The 16,674-nt window shown below is 62.5% G+C and carries 14 protein-coding genes, 1 tRNA gene and 1 pseudogene; 4 read left to right on the top strand and 12 right to left on the bottom strand.

The annotated features are described in order from the left end of the window. The coding region (locus ACTHNZ_RS01920) for a hypothetical protein (RefSeq protein WP_440540797.1) at positions 1-240 on the top strand (240 nt) is incomplete at its 5' end. Between the two features lie 146 nt (positions 241-386). Here the strand turns inward: ACTHNZ_RS01920 and ACTHNZ_RS01915 are convergent. Continuing rightward, positions 387-878, bottom strand: coding sequence for a thioesterase family protein (locus ACTHNZ_RS01915; protein WP_440540799.1), 492 nt, complete (start codon positions 876-878; stop codon positions 387-389). A 355-nt stretch (positions 879-1,233) separates the two neighbouring features. Between ACTHNZ_RS01915 and ACTHNZ_RS01910 the strand changes: the two genes are divergently transcribed. Continuing rightward, a complete protein-coding gene (locus tag ACTHNZ_RS01910; RefSeq protein WP_440540798.1) occupies positions 1,234-2,157 on the top strand; it encodes a LysR family transcriptional regulator in 924 nt (307 codons plus the stop codon). 75 nt (positions 2,158-2,232) lie between these two features. On the opposite strand, the gene ACTHNZ_RS01905 is transcribed toward ACTHNZ_RS01910, so the two are convergent. From ACTHNZ_RS01905 to rpoD, 3 genes are all read right to left on the bottom strand, one after another. Further along, complete coding sequence (locus ACTHNZ_RS01905; RefSeq protein ID WP_440540796.1) at positions 2,233-3,588, bottom strand: MFS transporter; 1,356 nt, start codon at positions 3,586-3,588, stop codon at positions 2,233-2,235. A 452-nt stretch (positions 3,589-4,040) separates the two neighbouring features. Further along, positions 4,041-4,128: transfer RNA gene (locus ACTHNZ_RS01900), tRNA-Ile, on the bottom strand. A gap of 211 nt (positions 4,129-4,339) precedes the next feature. After that, positions 4,340-6,574 carry an RNA polymerase sigma factor RpoD gene (gene rpoD / locus ACTHNZ_RS01895; RefSeq protein ID WP_440540795.1) on the bottom strand — a complete coding sequence of 745 codons (2,235 nt, stop codon included), beginning with the start codon at positions 6,572-6,574 and terminating at the stop codon, positions 4,340-4,342. On the opposite strand from rpoD, the gene ACTHNZ_RS01890 reads away from it, so the two are divergent. Further along, complete coding sequence (locus tag ACTHNZ_RS01890; protein ID WP_440540794.1) at positions 6,558-6,890, top strand: hypothetical protein; 333 nt, start codon at positions 6,558-6,560, stop codon at positions 6,888-6,890. The genes rpoD and ACTHNZ_RS01890 overlap by 17 nt on opposite strands. A gap of 52 nt (positions 6,891-6,942) precedes the next feature. Here the strand turns inward: ACTHNZ_RS01890 and dnaG are convergent, their stop codons facing one another. The 4 genes and pseudogenes from dnaG to ACTHNZ_RS01870 form a co-directional block, all read right to left on the bottom strand. After that, positions 6,943-8,829: a DNA primase gene (gene dnaG / locus ACTHNZ_RS01885; protein WP_440540793.1), complete on the bottom strand. Its 1,887-nt coding sequence runs from the start codon at positions 8,827-8,829 to the stop codon at positions 6,943-6,945. An 83-nt stretch (positions 8,830-8,912) separates the two neighbouring features. Beyond that, positions 8,913-9,359 (bottom strand): GatB/YqeY domain-containing protein, encoded by a 447-nt coding sequence (locus ACTHNZ_RS01880; protein ID WP_440540792.1) that lies wholly within the window; start codon positions 9,357-9,359, stop codon positions 8,913-8,915. A gap of 145 nt (positions 9,360-9,504) precedes the next feature. Then, positions 9,505-9,717 (bottom strand): 30S ribosomal protein S21, encoded by a 213-nt coding sequence (rpsU, locus tag ACTHNZ_RS01875; RefSeq protein ID WP_115533772.1) that lies wholly within the window; start codon positions 9,715-9,717, stop codon positions 9,505-9,507. 71 nt (positions 9,718-9,788) lie between these two features. Beyond that, positions 9,789-11,066 (bottom strand): annotated as a pseudogene (locus ACTHNZ_RS01870) (NAD(P)/FAD-dependent oxidoreductase); the annotation flags it as partial. A 62-nt stretch (positions 11,067-11,128) separates the two neighbouring features. On the opposite strand from ACTHNZ_RS01870, the gene tsaD reads away from it, so the two are divergent. Next, entirely contained in the window at positions 11,129-12,154 is a 1,026-nt protein-coding gene (tsaD, locus tag ACTHNZ_RS01865) for a tRNA (adenosine(37)-N6)-threonylcarbamoyltransferase complex transferase subunit TsaD (protein ID WP_440540791.1), read from the top strand. A 107-nt stretch (positions 12,155-12,261) separates the two neighbouring features. Here tsaD and folE2 read toward each other — a convergent pair whose 3' ends face one another. The 4 genes from folE2 to ACTHNZ_RS01845 all read right to left on the bottom strand — a co-directional run bounded on the left by folE2 (position 12,262) and on the right by ACTHNZ_RS01845 (position 16,333). Further along, on the bottom strand, positions 12,262-13,074 hold the full coding sequence (gene folE2, locus ACTHNZ_RS01860; RefSeq protein WP_440540790.1) for a GTP cyclohydrolase FolE2: 813 nt from the start codon (positions 13,072-13,074) through the stop codon (positions 12,262-12,264). 91 nt (positions 13,075-13,165) lie between these two features. Continuing rightward, positions 13,166-15,064 (bottom strand): 1-deoxy-D-xylulose-5-phosphate synthase, encoded by a 1,899-nt coding sequence (dxs, locus tag ACTHNZ_RS01855; protein WP_440540789.1) that lies wholly within the window; start codon positions 15,062-15,064, stop codon positions 13,166-13,168. Between the two features lie 85 nt (positions 15,065-15,149). After that, a complete protein-coding gene (locus ACTHNZ_RS01850) occupies positions 15,150-16,034 on the bottom strand; it encodes a polyprenyl synthetase family protein (protein ID WP_440540788.1) in 885 nt (294 codons plus the stop codon). Next, a complete protein-coding gene (locus tag ACTHNZ_RS01845; protein ID WP_440540787.1) occupies positions 16,031-16,333 on the bottom strand; it encodes an exodeoxyribonuclease VII small subunit in 303 nt (100 codons plus the stop codon). Before ACTHNZ_RS01845 ends, ACTHNZ_RS01850 begins: the two co-directional genes overlap by 4 nt. Positions 16,334-16,674 lie beyond the last annotated feature (341 nt).

The following is a 16,674-nucleotide window of genomic DNA, read 5'->3' as shown; positions in this document are numbered from 1 at the left end:
AGCGTTCAGCGCGAACTATCCGTGATCACGCTGGCTGAGCTCCGCGAAGCTCCGATTGGAACGCGCCGTCATGTCGGACAGCTCGATGCCGAGAAAATCAATGAATGCGCGTACAGCGGGCACGAGCCCTCGCCGCGATGGTACTCGCACACTGCGAAGATCGTTCTGAACTCGACGCGTTGCTGGCACAGGATTCGTTCTACATCCATCGACTGGTCGAGTATGACGTCCAAGCCATGACTCCAGCGCTGCGGGCGTGGGATTTCCCGCAGGCCTGGGCGCCTGAAGCAAGGGTCGCGTCCAGGGGCGGCTAGCAGCAATAAACGCGTTGTGCGTCGTACTCGAACCGCGCGGATCGCTCCCGCGGCGAAAGTCATGCAAAACCCTCACTTGGTGCTCCGCACCGGTAGACCAATCACGCGTCCTGCATAGTGCGCGTTCCGCAAAGCCGCATGGGAGGCCGCGAGGGCTTCGATGCGAGCCCGGACGTCCGGGTCGAACGGTACCGTTTTGGGCCCGCTCGTATCAACGTGCGCAAGTAACTGTTCGCTCACGGCGATCGGCTCGGGCGCGTCGTGTTTGAACATCTCGAAGTACACATGCAGTCGCTTCGCATCGTATGCAAGGACCCGCACGTCGACGCGTACCTGAACCCCTTCCTTGATCTCGCGCAGGTAGTTGACATGCGCTTCCAACGTGTAGATCGAACGCCTGCGTGTTTTGCGGGCTGTTTCATCGAGACCAATGAAGTCGGTCAACGCATCGGACGCGAAGCTGAAGATGAGTACGTAGAACGCGTCGCGCAGATGACCGTTATAGTCGACCCATTCGGGCCGCACCGTGTCGTGATGAATTGCAAGTGGTGAGTGTGTCGACATCGATTTCTCCACGCGTCGTTGGTCGCGACGAGGATTGGCGTTCGGCCATCATTCCTGCGCGGCCGGACAGGCAATCGCTTCGGATTTGCGAGCGCCGCTCGCGTTTCAGCCCAGCTTAATCCACTTCCAACTCTGACTGAAGCCTTCTCAGCATTGGTGGTTGAACTGCCGAGCCATGTCGTATGGCATGGGAGCCAGCGTAGGGATGCACGGCGAATTCTTTAATGCCATACTGCCGCAACTTCGTGCTAGAAGGCCGTTGAAATGCCTCCCCCGGACGTCATCCGAGCAGGACGAGCAAACGTTGAAGCAAGCGAACGATCAGCATCCGCGACAACGAGATTCCCCCGCGACCATGTCTGAACTCGACCTGAATCTGATCCCTTACCTAGTCGCACTCGAAGAGACGCGCAATGTGAGCCGCGCAGGCGACCTGCTGGGTGTCAGCCAGCCGCGCGTGAGCGCCGCACTCGGCAAGCTGCGGGAATACTTCGGCGATCCGCTTTTCGTGCGCACGTCGCGCGGAATGGAGCCCACGGCATATGCACTCGTGCTCATTCCCGCAGCCCGCGACGCGCTGGCCCGCATTGAGCACGGGCTCGTCGCGCCACGCGACTTCGATCCTGCAACTAGCAAGCACACGTTTTCGATCGCGCTATCGGACGTAGGCGAAATCGTGTTCCTGCCGCGCCTTTTACAGGAGTTCGCGCGACGCGCGCCACTCGCAAATCTGCGCTCCGTGTCGCTACCTCACGCCGACGTCGAACGCGGGTTGGAAGCAGGCAGCATCGACCTTGCAGTTGGCTACTTCCCCGACCTGCGCGGCACCAACTTCTTTCAACAAAGACTCTTCACGCACCGCTTCATCTGCCTCATGCGGCGCGACCACCCGCTCGCTTCGGAGCACTTCTCGCTAAAGCAGTTCCTCGCATGCGGCCATGCTGTCGTGCGTGCGGAAGGCCGCAGCCAAGAGGTGCTCGAAAAGTATCTAGCCAAGCGACGTCTCGTGCGACGTGCCGTCCTGGAGACATCGCACTTCATGAGCCTGCCGTATATCTTGAGCCGCACCGATCTCATCGCGACCGTTCCGCACGCGATCGGCTACGCCTATTCGACTGAGCACGCCTCAATCGTACTAGTCGAGCCTCCACTGCCGTTACCGCGCTTTGATCTCCGACAGCACTGGCACCGCAAATTTCACAACGATGCACGAACCGTCTGGTTACGCACCCTTGTTGCCGAGTTGTATAACGATGCGCTCGACGAGTGGCCCAAATGACGGCGTCACGGCTTCGCGACCTGAGTTGCGCAAGTCGCGGTGTCGAAAGAGAACAGCGAAAGTCCTGCCGCCGAATCAATGAGAAACGGATTCCGCTCCGACCGAACTTGTCGGCGCTTGCGGCGCAGCAAGCTGCTTGACGAGCAAACCTACAGAGGCGACAGCCCCCGCTACAGCCACCGTCGCGAAGATATCAGCGAAGCTGAAGTGACGACGCGCCAGTTCGGCGACTAGGAAAGATCCCGCGATGCCCCCAAATCGGCCGACCCCAAGCATCCATGCGACCCCCGTTCCGCGCCCTGCGGTAGGATAAAACGCGGCGGCTAGGGCTGGCATCGAAGATTGGGCTGTATTCATCAGCAAGCCGGCGAGGAAGATAACGGCAACCAGCGCACCGATATTTCCGGCAGCTTGTCCGATGGCATAAACACTGACGGCTGTGAGGCCATAGCAGACCGCAATCACTCGATTGGCATTGAAGCGGTCCATCAACACACCCGACAACACGGCACCTACCCCCCCTAACGGGAACAGCGCCGAAACGAGCGTCGCACTCTTGAGCGGAAGCCCGGCGTCCTTGAGCAGGATCGGCATCCAATTGATCGAGGCGTAGAAAATCACCAACCCCATGAAATAGGCGAGCCACAGCATCACTGAGCCCACGAGGTAGGGCTTGGAGAGCACCACGTTGACGCCGCTACGACCGTTCGACGATGCAGCTTCGGTCAGCGTGAAGCGCTCCGCGCTGAGCGCCGCGGGCGAAATACGGGCGAGTGTGGCTTGAATACGCTCGTTCGGCATCGCGCGTGCAACCATAAAACGAACGGACTCTGGCATTTGCGCCGCAGCCAGAATCGCAAGCAGCAACGGCGTAACACCGCCGAAAATCAGTACGCTGCGCCAACCGAAATGAGGGATCATCCAAGCGGCGAGGAACCCTCCCGCCGCAGCGCCGAGTGGAAAACCGCAGAACATGAGATTGATGATCGTCGCACGACGCCGATCCGGGCAGAACTCACCCATCAGCGTCACCGCGTTAGGCATCGCAGCGCCAAGCCCAAGGCCCGTCACGAACCGCAAGACCGTAAGCTGCTCCAGCGTCTGGGCAAACGCCGAGCCCAAGCAGGCCATGCCGAACAAAAGCACGGCCCAGAGCAACAAGGAACGACGGCCCAGGCGATCCGAAAGCGGGCCGGCAGTCAGCGATCCGCAGGCGAGGCCGAATAGAGCCGCACTCAGTACAGGGGCAAGGTCGGGTTTGCCAAGATGCCATTCCGTCAGCAGCGCAGGCGCAACAAAACCGATGGAGGCTGTGTCGAACCCGTCTAGCAAGACGATGACAAAGCACACGAAGAAGACGAGCCATTGAAATCTACCGAAGGGGTGCTCGTTGATGAAGGTCTGTACGTTGATCGGCTGATTCCGGCTCATCGGCGGTCTCCTGCGTAGTCCGAAAGTATTTAAAGATGAACCCAGTGGACTCGCTGGAATTTCGGCCGCAAAACAAACGTTCGTTTCCCAGCGCGCCTTCCATTGGGCAACGTATCGTGGCTTCCACCTTCGGCGACGTCAAATAAGTGAAATCACGGAGCGCTGCCTCCGCCGCGTTGCACATCGCCCCCAAAAGCCCGCCATCATTGGTCCCGCGCGATTCGCCGTACCACTATTGCGTCCCGACATAGTACGTATGCCGCACACATGGTTGCGCCACCTCCAATGGCTTGACAGCTTTCGCCAGGAACCTGCGACCAAAAAGACACGCGTTGCGACGGCTCGCAGGGAATCAACGGATCTCGACGGAGGCAGATGGAACAGGGGGTAGCTTAAAGGGCGCACGCAGCTCGGCTTTCAACGATCCCTGCGGAACACATCGAAAGAAAGAATGGTGGGCCGGGTGGGAGTCGAACCCACGGTGTCCTTTCGGAGGCGGATTATGAGTCCGCTGCCTGCAACCAGCACGGCGTCCGGCCCGTCTCGCGCCACTGTTTCGAATTCTCTGTGAGTGGCGGTGTCGGCATCCACGATGCAACGAACGGCTTCGCGGAAAGATTGCGAGTCTATCGGCTAATGCCACGACATGCAAATAGCAAAGGCCCAATAAACGAGAATTCGAAAGCACAGCGATAAAAAAGGCCCGGCATATCAACCCGGGCCTCGCACCACATCAACCTATCGCAGCGAATCAGTTCCCTTCGAGGAACGACTTCAGCTTGTCCGACCGGCTCGGGTGACGCAGCTTGCGCAGCGCCTTCGCCTCGATCTGACGGATCCGCTCGCGCGTCACGTCGAACTGCTTGCCGACTTCTTCCAACGTGTGATCCGTACTCATTTCGATACCGAAACGCATGCGCAGCACCTTCGCTTCGCGCGGCGTCAACGAATCGAGCACGTCCTTCACGACGTCGCGCATGCTCGCGTGCAACGCGGCATCCGACGGCGCAACCGTGTTCGAATCCTCGATGAAATCGCCGAGGTGCGAATCGTCGTCGTCGCCGATCGGCGTTTCCATGGAGATCGGCTCCTTCGCGATCTTCATGATCTTGCGGATCTTGTCCTCAGGCATCTCCATCTTTTCCGCGAGCGTCGCCGGATCGGGCTCGAGGCCCGTCTCCTGCAAAATCTGCCGCGAAATACGATTCATCTTGTTGATCGTCTCGATCATGTGAACCGGAATACGAATGGTGCGCGCCTGGTCCGCGATCGAACGCGTAATGGCCTGGCGAATCCACCACGTCGCGTAAGTCGAGAACTTGTAGCCGCGGCGGTATTCGAACTTGTCCACCGCCTTCATCAAGCCGATGTTGCCTTCCTGGATCAAGTCGAGGAACTGCAAGCCACGGTTCGTGTACTTCTTCGCGATCGAAATCACGAGACGCAGGTTCGCCTCCGTCATCTCGCGCTTGGCCTGCCGCGCCTTCAATTCGCCGGCCGCCATCTGACGGTTCGTTTCCTTCAAATCCTTCAGCGGCAGAACGACGCGCGCCTGCAAATCGAGCAAACGCTGCTGCTGCTCACGAATGGCCGGGATGTTGCGCGACAGGATCGCGCTGAACGAATGGCCTTCCGCCACGACCTTCTCGGCCCAGTCGAGATCGGTCTCGTTGCTCGGGAAGCGCGCGATGAACTCCGAACGCGGCATGCCGCACTTGTCGACGACGATGTGCAGAATCTGACGCTCGACCTGACGCACTTCGTCCACTTGCGCACGCAACGTGTCGCACAAACGCTCGACCGTGCGCGCCGTGAAGCGGATCGACATCAGTTCGTTTTGGATCGTCTCTTGCGCCTTCAGGTACGACTTCGACTTGTAGCCTTCCTTCTCGAAGGCGCGGCGCATCTTGTCGAACCACTCGCTGATCAGCGCGAACTTCTCGAGCGACGTGCGCTTGAGCGCCTCGAGCTGCGCCGCATTGGCCGTAGCCTGCGCCGTGCCGTCGTCCTCTTCTTCCTCGTCGGCCTCTTCTTCCTCTTCCTCTTCGGTCTCGCTCTCGATCGCTTCGGCCTCTTGTGCCGAGAAGCCGTCGGTGTCTTCCGCGTTCGGATCGATCAAGCCGTCCACGAGCTCGTCGATACGAATCTCATCGTTCGCGACGCGCTCGGCCATCGCCAGGATGTCCGCGATCGTCGTCGGGCAAGCCGAAATCGCCATCACCATGTGCTTCAGGCCGTCTTCGATCCGCTTCGCGATCTCGATTTCGCCTTCGCGCGTGAGCAACTCCACCGTGCCCATTTCGCGCATGTACATCCGAACCGGATCCGTCGTGCGGCCGAACTCCGAATCGACGGTGGACAGCGCAACTTCGGCTTCTTCCTCGACTTCGTCGTCCGACGAAACGGCCGGCGCGTTGTCGTTCAACAGCAGCGTTTCGGCATCGGGCGCCTGCTCGTAGACGGCCACGCCCATGTCGTTGAACGTGCTGATGATACCTTCGATCGCCTCGGTCTCGGCAAAGTTGTCGGGCAGGTGATCGTTGATTTCCGCATACGTCAGAAAGCCACGCTCCTTGCCGAGCTTGATCAGCGCGCGCAGCTTCGAACGGCGCTCTTCGAGCTCCTCCGCCGTGCCCGGCTGAGTCGACGCGAACGCGTCCTTCAGCAGCGCCTTTTCCTTGGCGCGACGATCGCGCGCCTTAGCTTTCTCGCCCTTGCCCGGAGCAACTTGCTGCTCGTCGGCTTGCGTTGCGTCGTCATCGACGGATACTTCGTTCAGCTTTTTCGTCATGGAGTTCGCCGTACCGGCTCTAGTCTCGACTCGCGGCTGCTGGACTTCAGCCGGTTGCACCGTGGATACTCGGGTATCGCGCACTGCCGAATCGTCCGGCGTGGCAGCCGCGCCCTCTGCGCTTTTCGAACCAGCACGCCTCGCGGCGGCGGCCCTCGTCTCCGGCTTGGCGGACGTCTTGGCCGCCTTCATCATATCGGCGGCTGCCGCCGAAGTTCTCACAGCCCCCGAGCCTGCCGATCCCTTGCCGACCCGCCCGGCTGCGCCCGCAGCCGATCTTTTGCCGCCAGAAGCGTCAGCGGTTTCGGCAACGACGACTTTGCGCGCCGGCGCCGCCGTGCGCTGGACGGAACCCCGGGCGCCGCCCTTGCTCGTCCCCGTCGCGCGCTTCTCCGCCGCCTCGGCAGCCGCCTTCGCGGCCACCTTTTCGCTCATAGTCTTTGCCATCGTTGCCTTTGCCATCGCTATCTCGCCTCTGCATCAGCGCCCCTGCTTTGAAAAGACAAACTAAACCGCTGAAAACCTTTTATTATAGCACACACGGGATAGTCCCTCTTCCGAAGTCATAGGCCCAGCCTCCGTTTCATGTCGGCTCGCTGTCGGTTCAATTCCGCGAATTGTTCGATTTCGTCCGGTGTGAGCTTCGACTGGCGCGACAACCGTTCCAGCCGCTCGCAGCACGCGTCATAGCGGATCTTCAAGATGGCCGCCTGGAATTCCTCGGCGGCAATGCGCTCGCTCTCTTGTTGCTGCTCGGCCGCCGCGGCGTCTTCCGCGTCGTGCAGCAACAGATCGCGCACGTTTTCATCATAGACCAGAATTTCGCGGAAGATTTCTTCGAAAGTCGCAGCATTGGCCCCATTTCTGAGCAGGTCCGACAGCAGACGAAATTCCGCCGTATCGCCCAGCGCGCGTGCATGGGTGGCCGCCTCCGCGAACAACTCGCCATGGTGAGTCTGGTTGAAGAGGCTGTCCTCGCTCTCTTCGTCCAGCACCGACACGATGCGCGGATACATGACCAAATTGCGCAACGCGCGCTCCTCGATTCCCGTGACCCGGCGCCTGTCCTTCCGCGCCGGAGCCCGCCGCGCCGGCGGTGCGATGCGCGTATCGACGTTGCATAATTCGGCAACTTCATCGAACGGCACATTCAGCCGATCGGCGAACATATGCATGATCTGCGCCCGCAATGCGTTGGCTGGCAGCGCCTGCAGCAGCGGCTTTGCATCGAACAACGCACGCGCCCGGCCTTCCGGCGTATCGAGTTCCTTGCCGGCCAGCACCTCGTTCAGCATGAACTGCGAAAGCGGAAGCGCATGCTCGATCTGCTCCGAAAACGCGTCCTTGCCGAACTCCCGGATGTAGCTGTCGGGATCGTGCTCCGTCGGCAGGAAGAGGAACCGGATCGTGCGGTTGTCGGCAGCGTGCGGCAAGCAGGCGTCGAGCGCCCGGCGCGCCGCGCGCCGTCCGGCCGCATCGCCGTCGAAACTGAAAATGACGGTATCCGTTTGGCGCAACAGCTTTTGCACGTGAATCGGCGTGCAGGCCGTGCCAAGGGTCGCAACGGCATTCGGAAATCCGAGCTGTGCCAGCGCGACGACGTCCATATACCCTTCCACCACGAGCACCGAACGCGCCTCGCGTATCGCCAAGCGCGCCTCGAAAAGCCCGTACAGTTCGCTTCCCTTACTAAATAGCGGCGTTTCCGGCGAATTCAAATACTTCGGCTCGCCGCCGTCGAGCACGCGCCCGCCGAAGCCGATCACCTGCCCTTTCACGTTGCGGATCGGGAACATGATCCGCTCGCGAAAGCGGTCGTAACGACGCGGCTGCCCCTGGGCGTCGAGTTTCTCGCTGACGATGACGAGCCCCGCTTCGGCGAGCCCCTCGTCGTGGTAATTGGGAAAGACGGCCTCGAGGTTCTGCCATCCATCGGGCGCGTAACCGAGCCCGAAACGCGCCGCGATTTCGCCGGTCAGCCCGCGCTTTTTCAGGTACTGGATCGCCTGCGGCGCACCGCGCAAGGCCTTGCGGTAGTAGTCGCAAGCCGCCTGCATCAGATCCGACAATGCCGCGGCCGCCCTGCCGTCGGCCGGAGCGAATCGCTCCGAGCCCGAGCCGCCCTTGTCGCCGCCATAGCCACCGCGCATGGGCGACGGCTCCTGCGGGACCGTCAAGCCGACCGATTGGGCAAGATCGCCGACGGCCTCCGGGAACGAGAGGCCCGCGTGCTCCATCAAGAAACCGATCGCCGTGCCGTGCGCGCCGCATCCGAAGCAGTGATAGAACTGCTTGGTCGGGCTCACGGTGAACGAAGGACTTTTCTCGTTGTGGAATGGGCACAGGCCCATGAAGTTCGCGCCGCCCTTTTTGAGCTGGACGTACTTGCCCACCACATCGACGATGTCGATGCGGTTGAGCAGATCCTGAAGGAAAGCGGCCGGAATCACGAGCGATAGGGGAGCGGAACCGACGACTCCGAAGTGCCCGCCGAGCGCATGCGCCGGCGATGCCTCCTGCGTCGAGTTGGCGATTACTTGGCCAATGCCGCCTTCACGAGCCCCGACACCGCCGTCATGTCGGCCCGGCCCGCCAGCTTGCCTTTGAGCACCGCCATGACCTTGCCCATGTCCTGCGGGCCGGCGGCACCGGTCTCGGCGACGGCTGCCTGCACCTGCTCGGCGATTTCCGCTTCGGAAAGCTGGGCCGGCATATAAGCCGTCAGCACGGCTAGCTCGGCACGCTCCTGGTCGACGAGATCGGTGCGGCCGGCGGCTTCGAATTGGCTGATCGAGTCCTTGCGTTGCTTGATCATCTTGTCGATGACGCCCGTGACCGCTGCATCGTCGAGTGTGACGCGTTCGTCGACCTCACGTTGCTTGATCGCGGCCAACAGCAAGCGAATCGTGGACAGGCGGCCCGTTTCGCGCGCGCGCATGGCGGCTTTCATGTCGTCGTTGATGCGATCTTTCAGACTCATCTTTCACCCGAATGCAAGAAGGAACAACTGAATGGGATAACGCAAGCGCAGCCACATGAGCGCAAAAACCCGCTTGGGACCTTCCCTCAAGCGGGTTTCGCGCAAAACGCGTGCAAACGGCCGAAGCCGGCCGGCGTAAGGCAAATCAATAGAATTTTTTCGGAAGCATCTGGCTGCGCAGGCGCTTGAAGTGGCGCTTCACGGCAGCAGCCTTCTTGCGCTTGCGCTCGGCCGTCGGCTTTTCGAAGAACTCGCGCGCGCGAAGCTCGGTCAACAGACCGTTCTTCTCGATCGTGCGCTTGAAGCGGCGCATCGCGACTTCGAAGGGCTCGTTTTCTTTTACGCGGATGATCGTCATGTTTCCGAAAAGGAAATTTTCCCAAAGGTCCGGGAGTATAGCAGACCTTCTGCACATTTACACGAAATTTGTCAAGCACTACGTGTAAATTCGTATGCGGCTTCGCCTGCCGCCACACCCGACGCCCAGGCCCACTGGAAGTTGTACCCGCCGAGCCAGCCCGTGACGTCGACGGCTTCGCCGATGAAGTAGAGCCCGGGCACGCGCGAGCTCATCATCGTCGACGACGACACGTCCCTCGTATCGACGCCGCCTTTCGTCACCTCGGCTTTGCGGTAGCCCTCGGTGCCCGATGGAGTCACGCGCCATCGCGAAAACGCCTCGCCGAGGCGGCGCAGCGTTTTATCGGACAAATCGAGCAAGCGCGCCTCGGCCGAGACGTCGTGCGCCTCGAGCCAGGCATGGGCAAGGCGTGCGGGCAGCCACTGCGCGAGCAGATTGCCGATCTGCCGCTTCGTGCCGCTCGCTTTGGCCTCGAGCAATTCGGCGGCGACGTCGCGGCCCGGCAGCAGATCGATCACGATGGGATCGCCGCTGCGCCAGTAACTCGAGGTTTGGAGAATGCCCGGGCCCGACAGGCCTCGGTGCGTAAACAGCAAATCCTCGACGAACGAGCCTTGCGCGCCCTTCGGCCCCGTCGTCACTTCCACTTCCAACGACACGCCGGCCAACGTCGAGAACGGCGACCATTCATCCGATGCAAACGTCAGCGGCACGAGCGCCGGCCGCATGTCGACGAGCTTGTGACCGAATTGCTTCGCGACGCGATAGGCAAAGTCGGTCGCCCCGATCTTGGGGATCGACAAGCCGCCCGTCGCAATGACGAGCGCTCGCGCGGCGATTTCACCGGCGTTCGTATCGAGCGCAAAGCCGGCCGCCTCGCCGCGACGCACGGCCTCGACGGCGACAGGGCGCCGCCAAGCGATGCGGCCGGTGTCGCACTCGGCCTTCAGCATGTCGATGACCGATTCGCTCGAATGGTCGCAAAAGAGCTGGCCGCGGTGCTTCTCGTGCCATGTGACGCGATGCGACTTCAGCAAGGCAAGGAAGTCGCGCGGCGTATAGCGTGCCAGCGCCGATCGACAGAAGTGCGAGTTGGCCGAAATATAGTTGGCCGGGCCCGCTTGAAGGTTCGTGAAGTTGCAGCGGCCGCCGCCCGAGATGCGGATTTTCTCCGCCAAGCGCGGCGCATGATCGATGAGGACGACGCGCGCGCCGCGCTGTCCGGCGACTGCCGCGCACATCATGCCGGCAGCGCCCGCGCCGATGACAGCGATGTCGAAAGATTCCATGGCGCGCATTTTACCTGCGCAAGCGGCCCGGCACGGCGCACTGTTATACTTTTGTGTTTTTCACGCTCTCCTCGCGGTGACGGCCAAGCACCGGCCGCAGTCACCTCTGCCCACACCCCATGCTCGTTCTCGGCATCGAAAGCTCGTGCGACGAAACCGGGCTCGCGCTCTACGACACCGAGCGCGGCCTGCTCGCACACGCGTTGCATTCACAAATCGCCATGCACCGCGAATACGGCGGGGTCGTTCCCGAGCTCGCGTCGCGCGACCACATCCGCCGGGCGCTGCCGCTGCTCGAGGACGTCCTCGCCCGCTCGAACGCGTCGCGCGCCGATATCGATGCAATCGCCTTCACGCAGGGCCCCGGGCTTGCCGGTGCGCTGCTCGTCGGCGCCAGCATCGCCAATGCGCTGGCGATGGCGTGGGACAAGCCGACCATCGGCATCCATCACCTCGAGGGGCATCTGCTGTCGCCGCTGCTCGTCGATGAGCCGCCGCCGTTCCCGTTCGTCGCCCTGCTCGTCTCGGGCGGCCACACCCAGCTCATGCGCGTGAGCGAGGTGGGCGTGTACGAAACGCTCGGCGAAACGCTCGACGATGCGGCAGGAGAAGCCTTCGACAAGACCGCCAAGCTGCTCGGTCTCGGCTATCCGGGCGGGCCGGAGGTGTCCCGGCTCGCCGAGTTCGGCACGCCGGGCACGTTCACGCTGCCGCGGCCGATGCTCCACTCGGGCAACCTCGATTTCAGCTTCAGCGGTTTGAAAACCGCCGTCCTCACGCACACGAAGCAACTCGGCGCCAATGTCTGCGAACAAGAAAAAGCCGATTTGGCGCGCGGCTTCGTCGACGCCGCCGTCGAAGTACTCATGGCGAAATCGCTGGCAGCGCTGAAGAAGACACGACTCAAGCGTCTCGTCGTCGCAGGAGGCGTGGGCGCGAATCGGCAACTGCGCGAGGCGCTGTCGGCCGCCGCCAAGAAGCGCGGCTTCGACGTTCACTACCCCGACCTTTCGCTGTGCACGGACAACGGCGCGATGATCGCGCTGGCCGGCGCATTGCGGCTGCAGCGCTGGCCCGAGCAAGCGAACAAAGACTACGCGTTCACGGTCAAGCCGCGCTGGGATTTATCGTCGCTCGCGCGATAGCCGGATCTGTCGAAGCCATCGAAGCCATCGCGCGGCGAAGGTGACGCTAGCAATCCAACGGTCCAGCGCTGCAGCAACGTAGGGCTCGACGGTCGAGCCCTACGCCGTCAAGCGGCGACGTTGCGCTTGTCGTGCTCGATGACCGCATAAGCGCTGTGGTTGTGGATCGATTCGAAGTTTTCCGCCTCGAGCACGTACGACACGATGCGCGCGTCTTCGTTGAGCCGCTGCGCCACGTCGCGCACGAGGTCTTCGACGAACTTCGGATTCTCGTAAGCGCGCTCCGTCACGAACTTCTCGTCGGGCCGCTTCAGCAATCCCCACAATTCGCACGACGCCTCTTCCTCGGCCATGCGAATCAACGCCTCGACCGGCAAATCGGCGACGAGCTCGACTTCGATCGTCACATGCGAACGCTGATTGTGCGCGCCGTATTGCGAGATCTCTTTGGAGCACGGGCACAGGCTCGTCACGGGAACGAGAACGCGCATGAACGTGCGAACTTCGCCATCGCGCGCCTGCCCCGTCAGCGTCACCTCGTAATCGAGCAAGCTGGAGACGCCCGACACCGGGGCCGTCTTCGGCACGAAGTATGGGAACGCCACTTCGATGCGGCCGGCCGTCGCTTCGAGCTTGGCGAGCATGTCGGCCAGCATCTTGCGGAACGTCGCGGCTTCGAGCGGCGCCTTGTTCTCCTCGAGCAGGGCCACGAAACGCGACATGTGCGTGCCTTTCTGATGCGCGGGCAGATGCACGTCCAGATTCCACATTCCCACCGTCGGCTGCACTTCGCCGCTCGCGCTGCGCACCGTCAACGGATGACGCACGCCCTTGACCCCGACGCGCTGAATCGGAATCTGCCGCGTGTCGGCCGTGCTCTGCACGTCAGGCATCACGAAGGCGGGGTTCATTTGGTTCATCGTTGTTTTGTCCAATAAAACGAAAAATGGGCCCGAAGGCCCATGCATACATCCGAACGAACGGGCGGCCGCCTAAGCGGCCAGCCCCGGATCAAGCGACGCGCTGCGCCGCCAGCTTGGCCGCCGGCTCCAGAAAGCGCGCACGAATCGACTTTTCGATGCCCGCGCCGTCCAGGCCGCATTCCGCCAACAGCTTGGCAGGATCGCCATGATCGATGAAGCTGTCGGGAAGGCCCAATTGTAGTACGGGCCGAACAACCCCATCGGCAAGCAGGGATTCCACGCAAGCCGAACCCGCGCCACCCATGATGCAGCCTTCCTCGATCGTGACCAGCGCATCGTGCGTTTTCGCCAGTTCGCGCAGCAGTTCGGCATCGACCGGCTTCACGAACCGCATGTTGGCCACCGTGGCATCGAGCGCCTCGGCGGCGGCCAGCGACGGCGCGACCATCGTGCCGAACGCCAGAATCGCGATTCGGCTGCCCTTCGGAGCCGTCGATTGACGGCGAATCTCGCCCCGCCCCACCGGCAACGCCGTCATCTGCTTGACCGTCGCCACGCCCGTGCCCGCACCGCGCGGATAGCGCACGGCCGTCGGATTCGGCTGCTGCAGGGCCGTGTACAGCATTTGGCGGCATTCGTTTTCGTCGGCCGGCGCCATCACCGTCATGTTCGGGACGCAGCGCAGGAAGGCGAGATCGTACGCGCCGGCATGCGTCGCGCCATCGGCGCCGACGAGGCCCGAGCGGTCGATCGCGAATACGACGGGCAGATTCTGCAACGCGACGTCGTGAATCAATTGATCGTATGCACGCTGCAGGAACGTCGAATAGATGGCGACGACGGGCTTCATCCCTTCCGTCGCGATGCCGCCCGCGAACGTCACCGCATGCTGCTCGGCGATGCCCACGTCGAAGTAGCGATCCGGGAAACGCTTTTCGAACTCGACCATGCCGGAGCCTTCACGCATGGCCGGCGTGATGCCGACGACGCGCGAATCGAGCTCGGCGGCATCGCACAACCATTCGCCGAACACCTGCGTGTACGTCTTCTTCGAAGGCGTCGTGCTGGGCTTGATGCCTTCGGCGGGATTGAACTTGCCCGGGCCGTGATAGAGCACGGGATCGGCTTCGGCCAACTTGTAGCCTTGGCCCTTTTTCGTCACGACGTGCAGGAACTGCGGGCCGCGCAATTCACGGATGTTTTGCAGCGTCGGGATCAGCGAATCGAGATCGTGACCATCGATCGGCCCGATGTAATTGAAGCCGAATTCCTCGAACAACGTGGCGGGCACGACCATGCCCTTCGCGTGCTCTTCGAGCTTGCGCGCCAATTCGAGCATCGGCGGGGCGACGCGCAACACGCGCTCCACGCCCGCACGGGCGGCCGCATAGAAACGCCCCGACATCAAACGGGCCAAATGGCGATTGAGCGCGCCGACGGGCGGCGAAATCGACATGTCGTTGTCGTTCAGGATCACGAGCAGCGGCACGTCGTCGCATACGCCCGCATTGTTCATCGCTTCGAAAGCCATGCCGGCCGTCATCGCGCCGTCGCCGATCACGGCGATGGAGAAGCGGTCGATGCCTTCGAGCTTGCTCGCGATGGCCATGCCGAGCGCAGCCGAGATCGACGTGCTCGAATGAGCGGTGCCGAACGTGTCGTACTGCGACTCCGAGCGGCGCGGAAAACCCGAAATGCCGCCGTGCTGACGCAGCGACGGCATGCGGTCGCGGCGGCCCGTCAGAATCTTATGAGGATAAGTTTGATGACCGACGTCCCAAACGATTCGATCGTGCGGCGTATCGAATACGTAGTGCAAGGCAATCGTCAGCTCGACGGTGCCGAGATTCGACGACAAATGCCCGCCCGTTTGCGACACGCTGTCGAGCACGAATGCGCGCAGCTCGTCGGCAAGCGGCTTCAATTGACGGCGGTCTAGGCGGCGCAAATCCGCCGGGTCGTCGATGGTTTTCAACAAGTCGTACATCGTCGTTCCATTGTAGGAAAAGTTACGCGCCCGCTTTTTTCCCGCGCTTCTCGAGGCTCATGGCGCGCGCTAGCGGGCTTCGCGTTCAACTCACCCGGTTCACCACCAGGTCGGCAAGCTCGCCCAGACGCCGGGCACGCTCGCCGAAGGGCGCGAGCGCATCGTGCGCATCGCGGCGCAATTGCGCCGCCAACTCGCGCGAGGCGTCGAGCCCGATGATCGACACGTAGGTCGGCTTGCCGTCCTTCGCGTCCTTGCCCGCTGTCTTGCCGAGCGTGGCGGAATCGGTCGTGACGTCGAGAATGTCGTCGACGACTTGGAACGCCAGCCCCACCGCGGCGGCGTAGACGTCGAGCGCGCGCAGAACGTCGGCATCGGGCACCGTCCCCGCCAGTGCGCCCATGCGGACCGATGCGCGCAGCAACGCGCCCGTCTTCATCCGGTGCATCGTTTCGAGCTGCGGCCGCGTCAGCGCGAGGCCGACGCTCGCCAAGTCGATCGCCTGCCCGCCCGCCATGCCGACCGAGCCGCTCGCCACCGCCAATTCGCGCACGAGCGCGGCTTGCGCGCGTGCATCGAGGGCCGTCTCGTCGGTCAGCACGACGAATGCCTGCGATTGCAACGCATCACCGACGAGCAGCGCCGTCGCTTCGTCGTACTGCACGTGAACGGTAGGCTTGCCGCGGCGCAGGTCGTCGTCGTCCATGCACGGCATGTCGTCGTGCACGAGCGAATAGACGTGAATCATTTCGAGCGCCGCCGAAGCCGCCTCGAGCGCCGCGGGCCGTGCCCCCGTCAACTCGCCCGCGGCATGCACGAGCAGCGGCCGCACGCGCTTGCCGCCGCCGAGCACGGCATAGCGCATCGCTTCATGCAGGCGTGCCGGCTCCATGGCCGTTGCCGGCAAGTAGCGTTCGAGGGCCGCTTCGACGCGCGCGAGCACCGCGCGCATCCATTCTTCAAAGGTCATAGATCGTCTCCGCTGTCCGCGGGGGCCGTGCCGGTGGCCAGGGGCTTGAGCGTCTCGCCATCGAGGACGCGCACCTGCTGCTCCACCTTTTCCAGCTGCTGCTGACAAAACGCCACGAGGGCCGCGCCGCGACGATACGCGGCCAGCGATTCCTCGAGGCTCAGGGCGCCGCTCTCCATCCGGGAAACCAGCTCTTCCAACTCGGCCACCGCTGCTTCATAGTTCTGGGGCAGCGCCGCGTCCCCTTGTTCGCCGCCGGACACGGGCGCGGCCGCGCCTTCGGGTGCTGTCTTCGCCATCGGAATCGGGGTGAAATTAAAAACAAGTCGAACATTCTACGGCAAAAGCGCACAACCCGACCCATCCGCCAACCATTGCAGACGCCCCGCCCCAGGGCAAAAAAACAACAGTCGCACGGCGGCACCCGTGCAAAGGTTCGATTCTTGCGCGCGTTTTTTGCCCGAAATCATGCACTTATGCGCCCCAACGAGGAGGGAAAGGGTATAATCGCCGGTTCCCTAAATCGAATCTTCGATGGTTGGGTTGTTCGCTGCTTTCACGTTTTCATCGGGAGTGGGAATGTCCAATCTGAGCACTGCATTGCAGCTCAAGGCCATTTCGAGCCAGCTGCCGGTCACGG

It is taken from the genome of Trinickia sp. (assembly GCF_051953955.1).
Lineage (GTDB): Bacteria > Pseudomonadota > Gammaproteobacteria > Burkholderiales > Burkholderiaceae > Trinickia.
Note: the sequence above shows the minus strand (reverse complement) of the source record. Positions and strands in the feature narration are given on the sequence as shown.

Excerpts from the sequence above, each read along its gene's own strand:
- ACTHNZ_RS01850 (WP_440540788.1), bottom strand. The coding sequence starts at position 16,034 with ATGACCTTTGAAGAATGGATGCGCGCGGTGCTCGCGCGCGTCGAAGCG.
- ACTHNZ_RS01905 (WP_440540796.1), bottom strand. The coding sequence starts at position 3,588 with ATGAGCCGGAATCAGCCGATCAACGTACAGACCTTCATCAACGAGCAC.
- tsaD (WP_440540791.1), top strand. The coding sequence starts at position 11,129 with ATGCTCGTTCTCGGCATCGAAAGCTCGTGCGACGAAACCGGGCTCGCG.
- rpsU (WP_115533772.1), bottom strand. The coding sequence starts at position 9,717 with ATGACGATCATCCGCGTAAAAGAAAACGAGCCCTTCGAAGTCGCGATG.
- ACTHNZ_RS01915 (WP_440540799.1), bottom strand. The coding sequence starts at position 878 with ATGTCGACACACTCACCACTTGCAATTCATCACGACACGGTGCGGCCC.
- ACTHNZ_RS01880 (WP_440540792.1), bottom strand. The coding sequence starts at position 9,359 with ATGAGTCTGAAAGATCGCATCAACGACGACATGAAAGCCGCCATGCGC.
- ACTHNZ_RS01910 (WP_440540798.1), top strand. The coding sequence starts at position 1,234 with ATGTCTGAACTCGACCTGAATCTGATCCCTTACCTAGTCGCACTCGAA.
- ACTHNZ_RS01845 (WP_440540787.1), bottom strand. The coding sequence starts at position 16,333 with ATGGCGAAGACAGCACCCGAAGGCGCGGCCGCGCCCGTGTCCGGCGGC.
- folE2 (WP_440540790.1), bottom strand. The coding sequence starts at position 13,074 with ATGAACCAAATGAACCCCGCCTTCGTGATGCCTGACGTGCAGAGCACG.
- dxs (WP_440540789.1), bottom strand. The coding sequence starts at position 15,064 with ATGTACGACTTGTTGAAAACCATCGACGACCCGGCGGATTTGCGCCGC.
- rpoD (WP_440540795.1), bottom strand. The coding sequence starts at position 6,574 with ATGATGAAGGCGGCCAAGACGTCCGCCAAGCCGGAGACGAGGGCCGCC.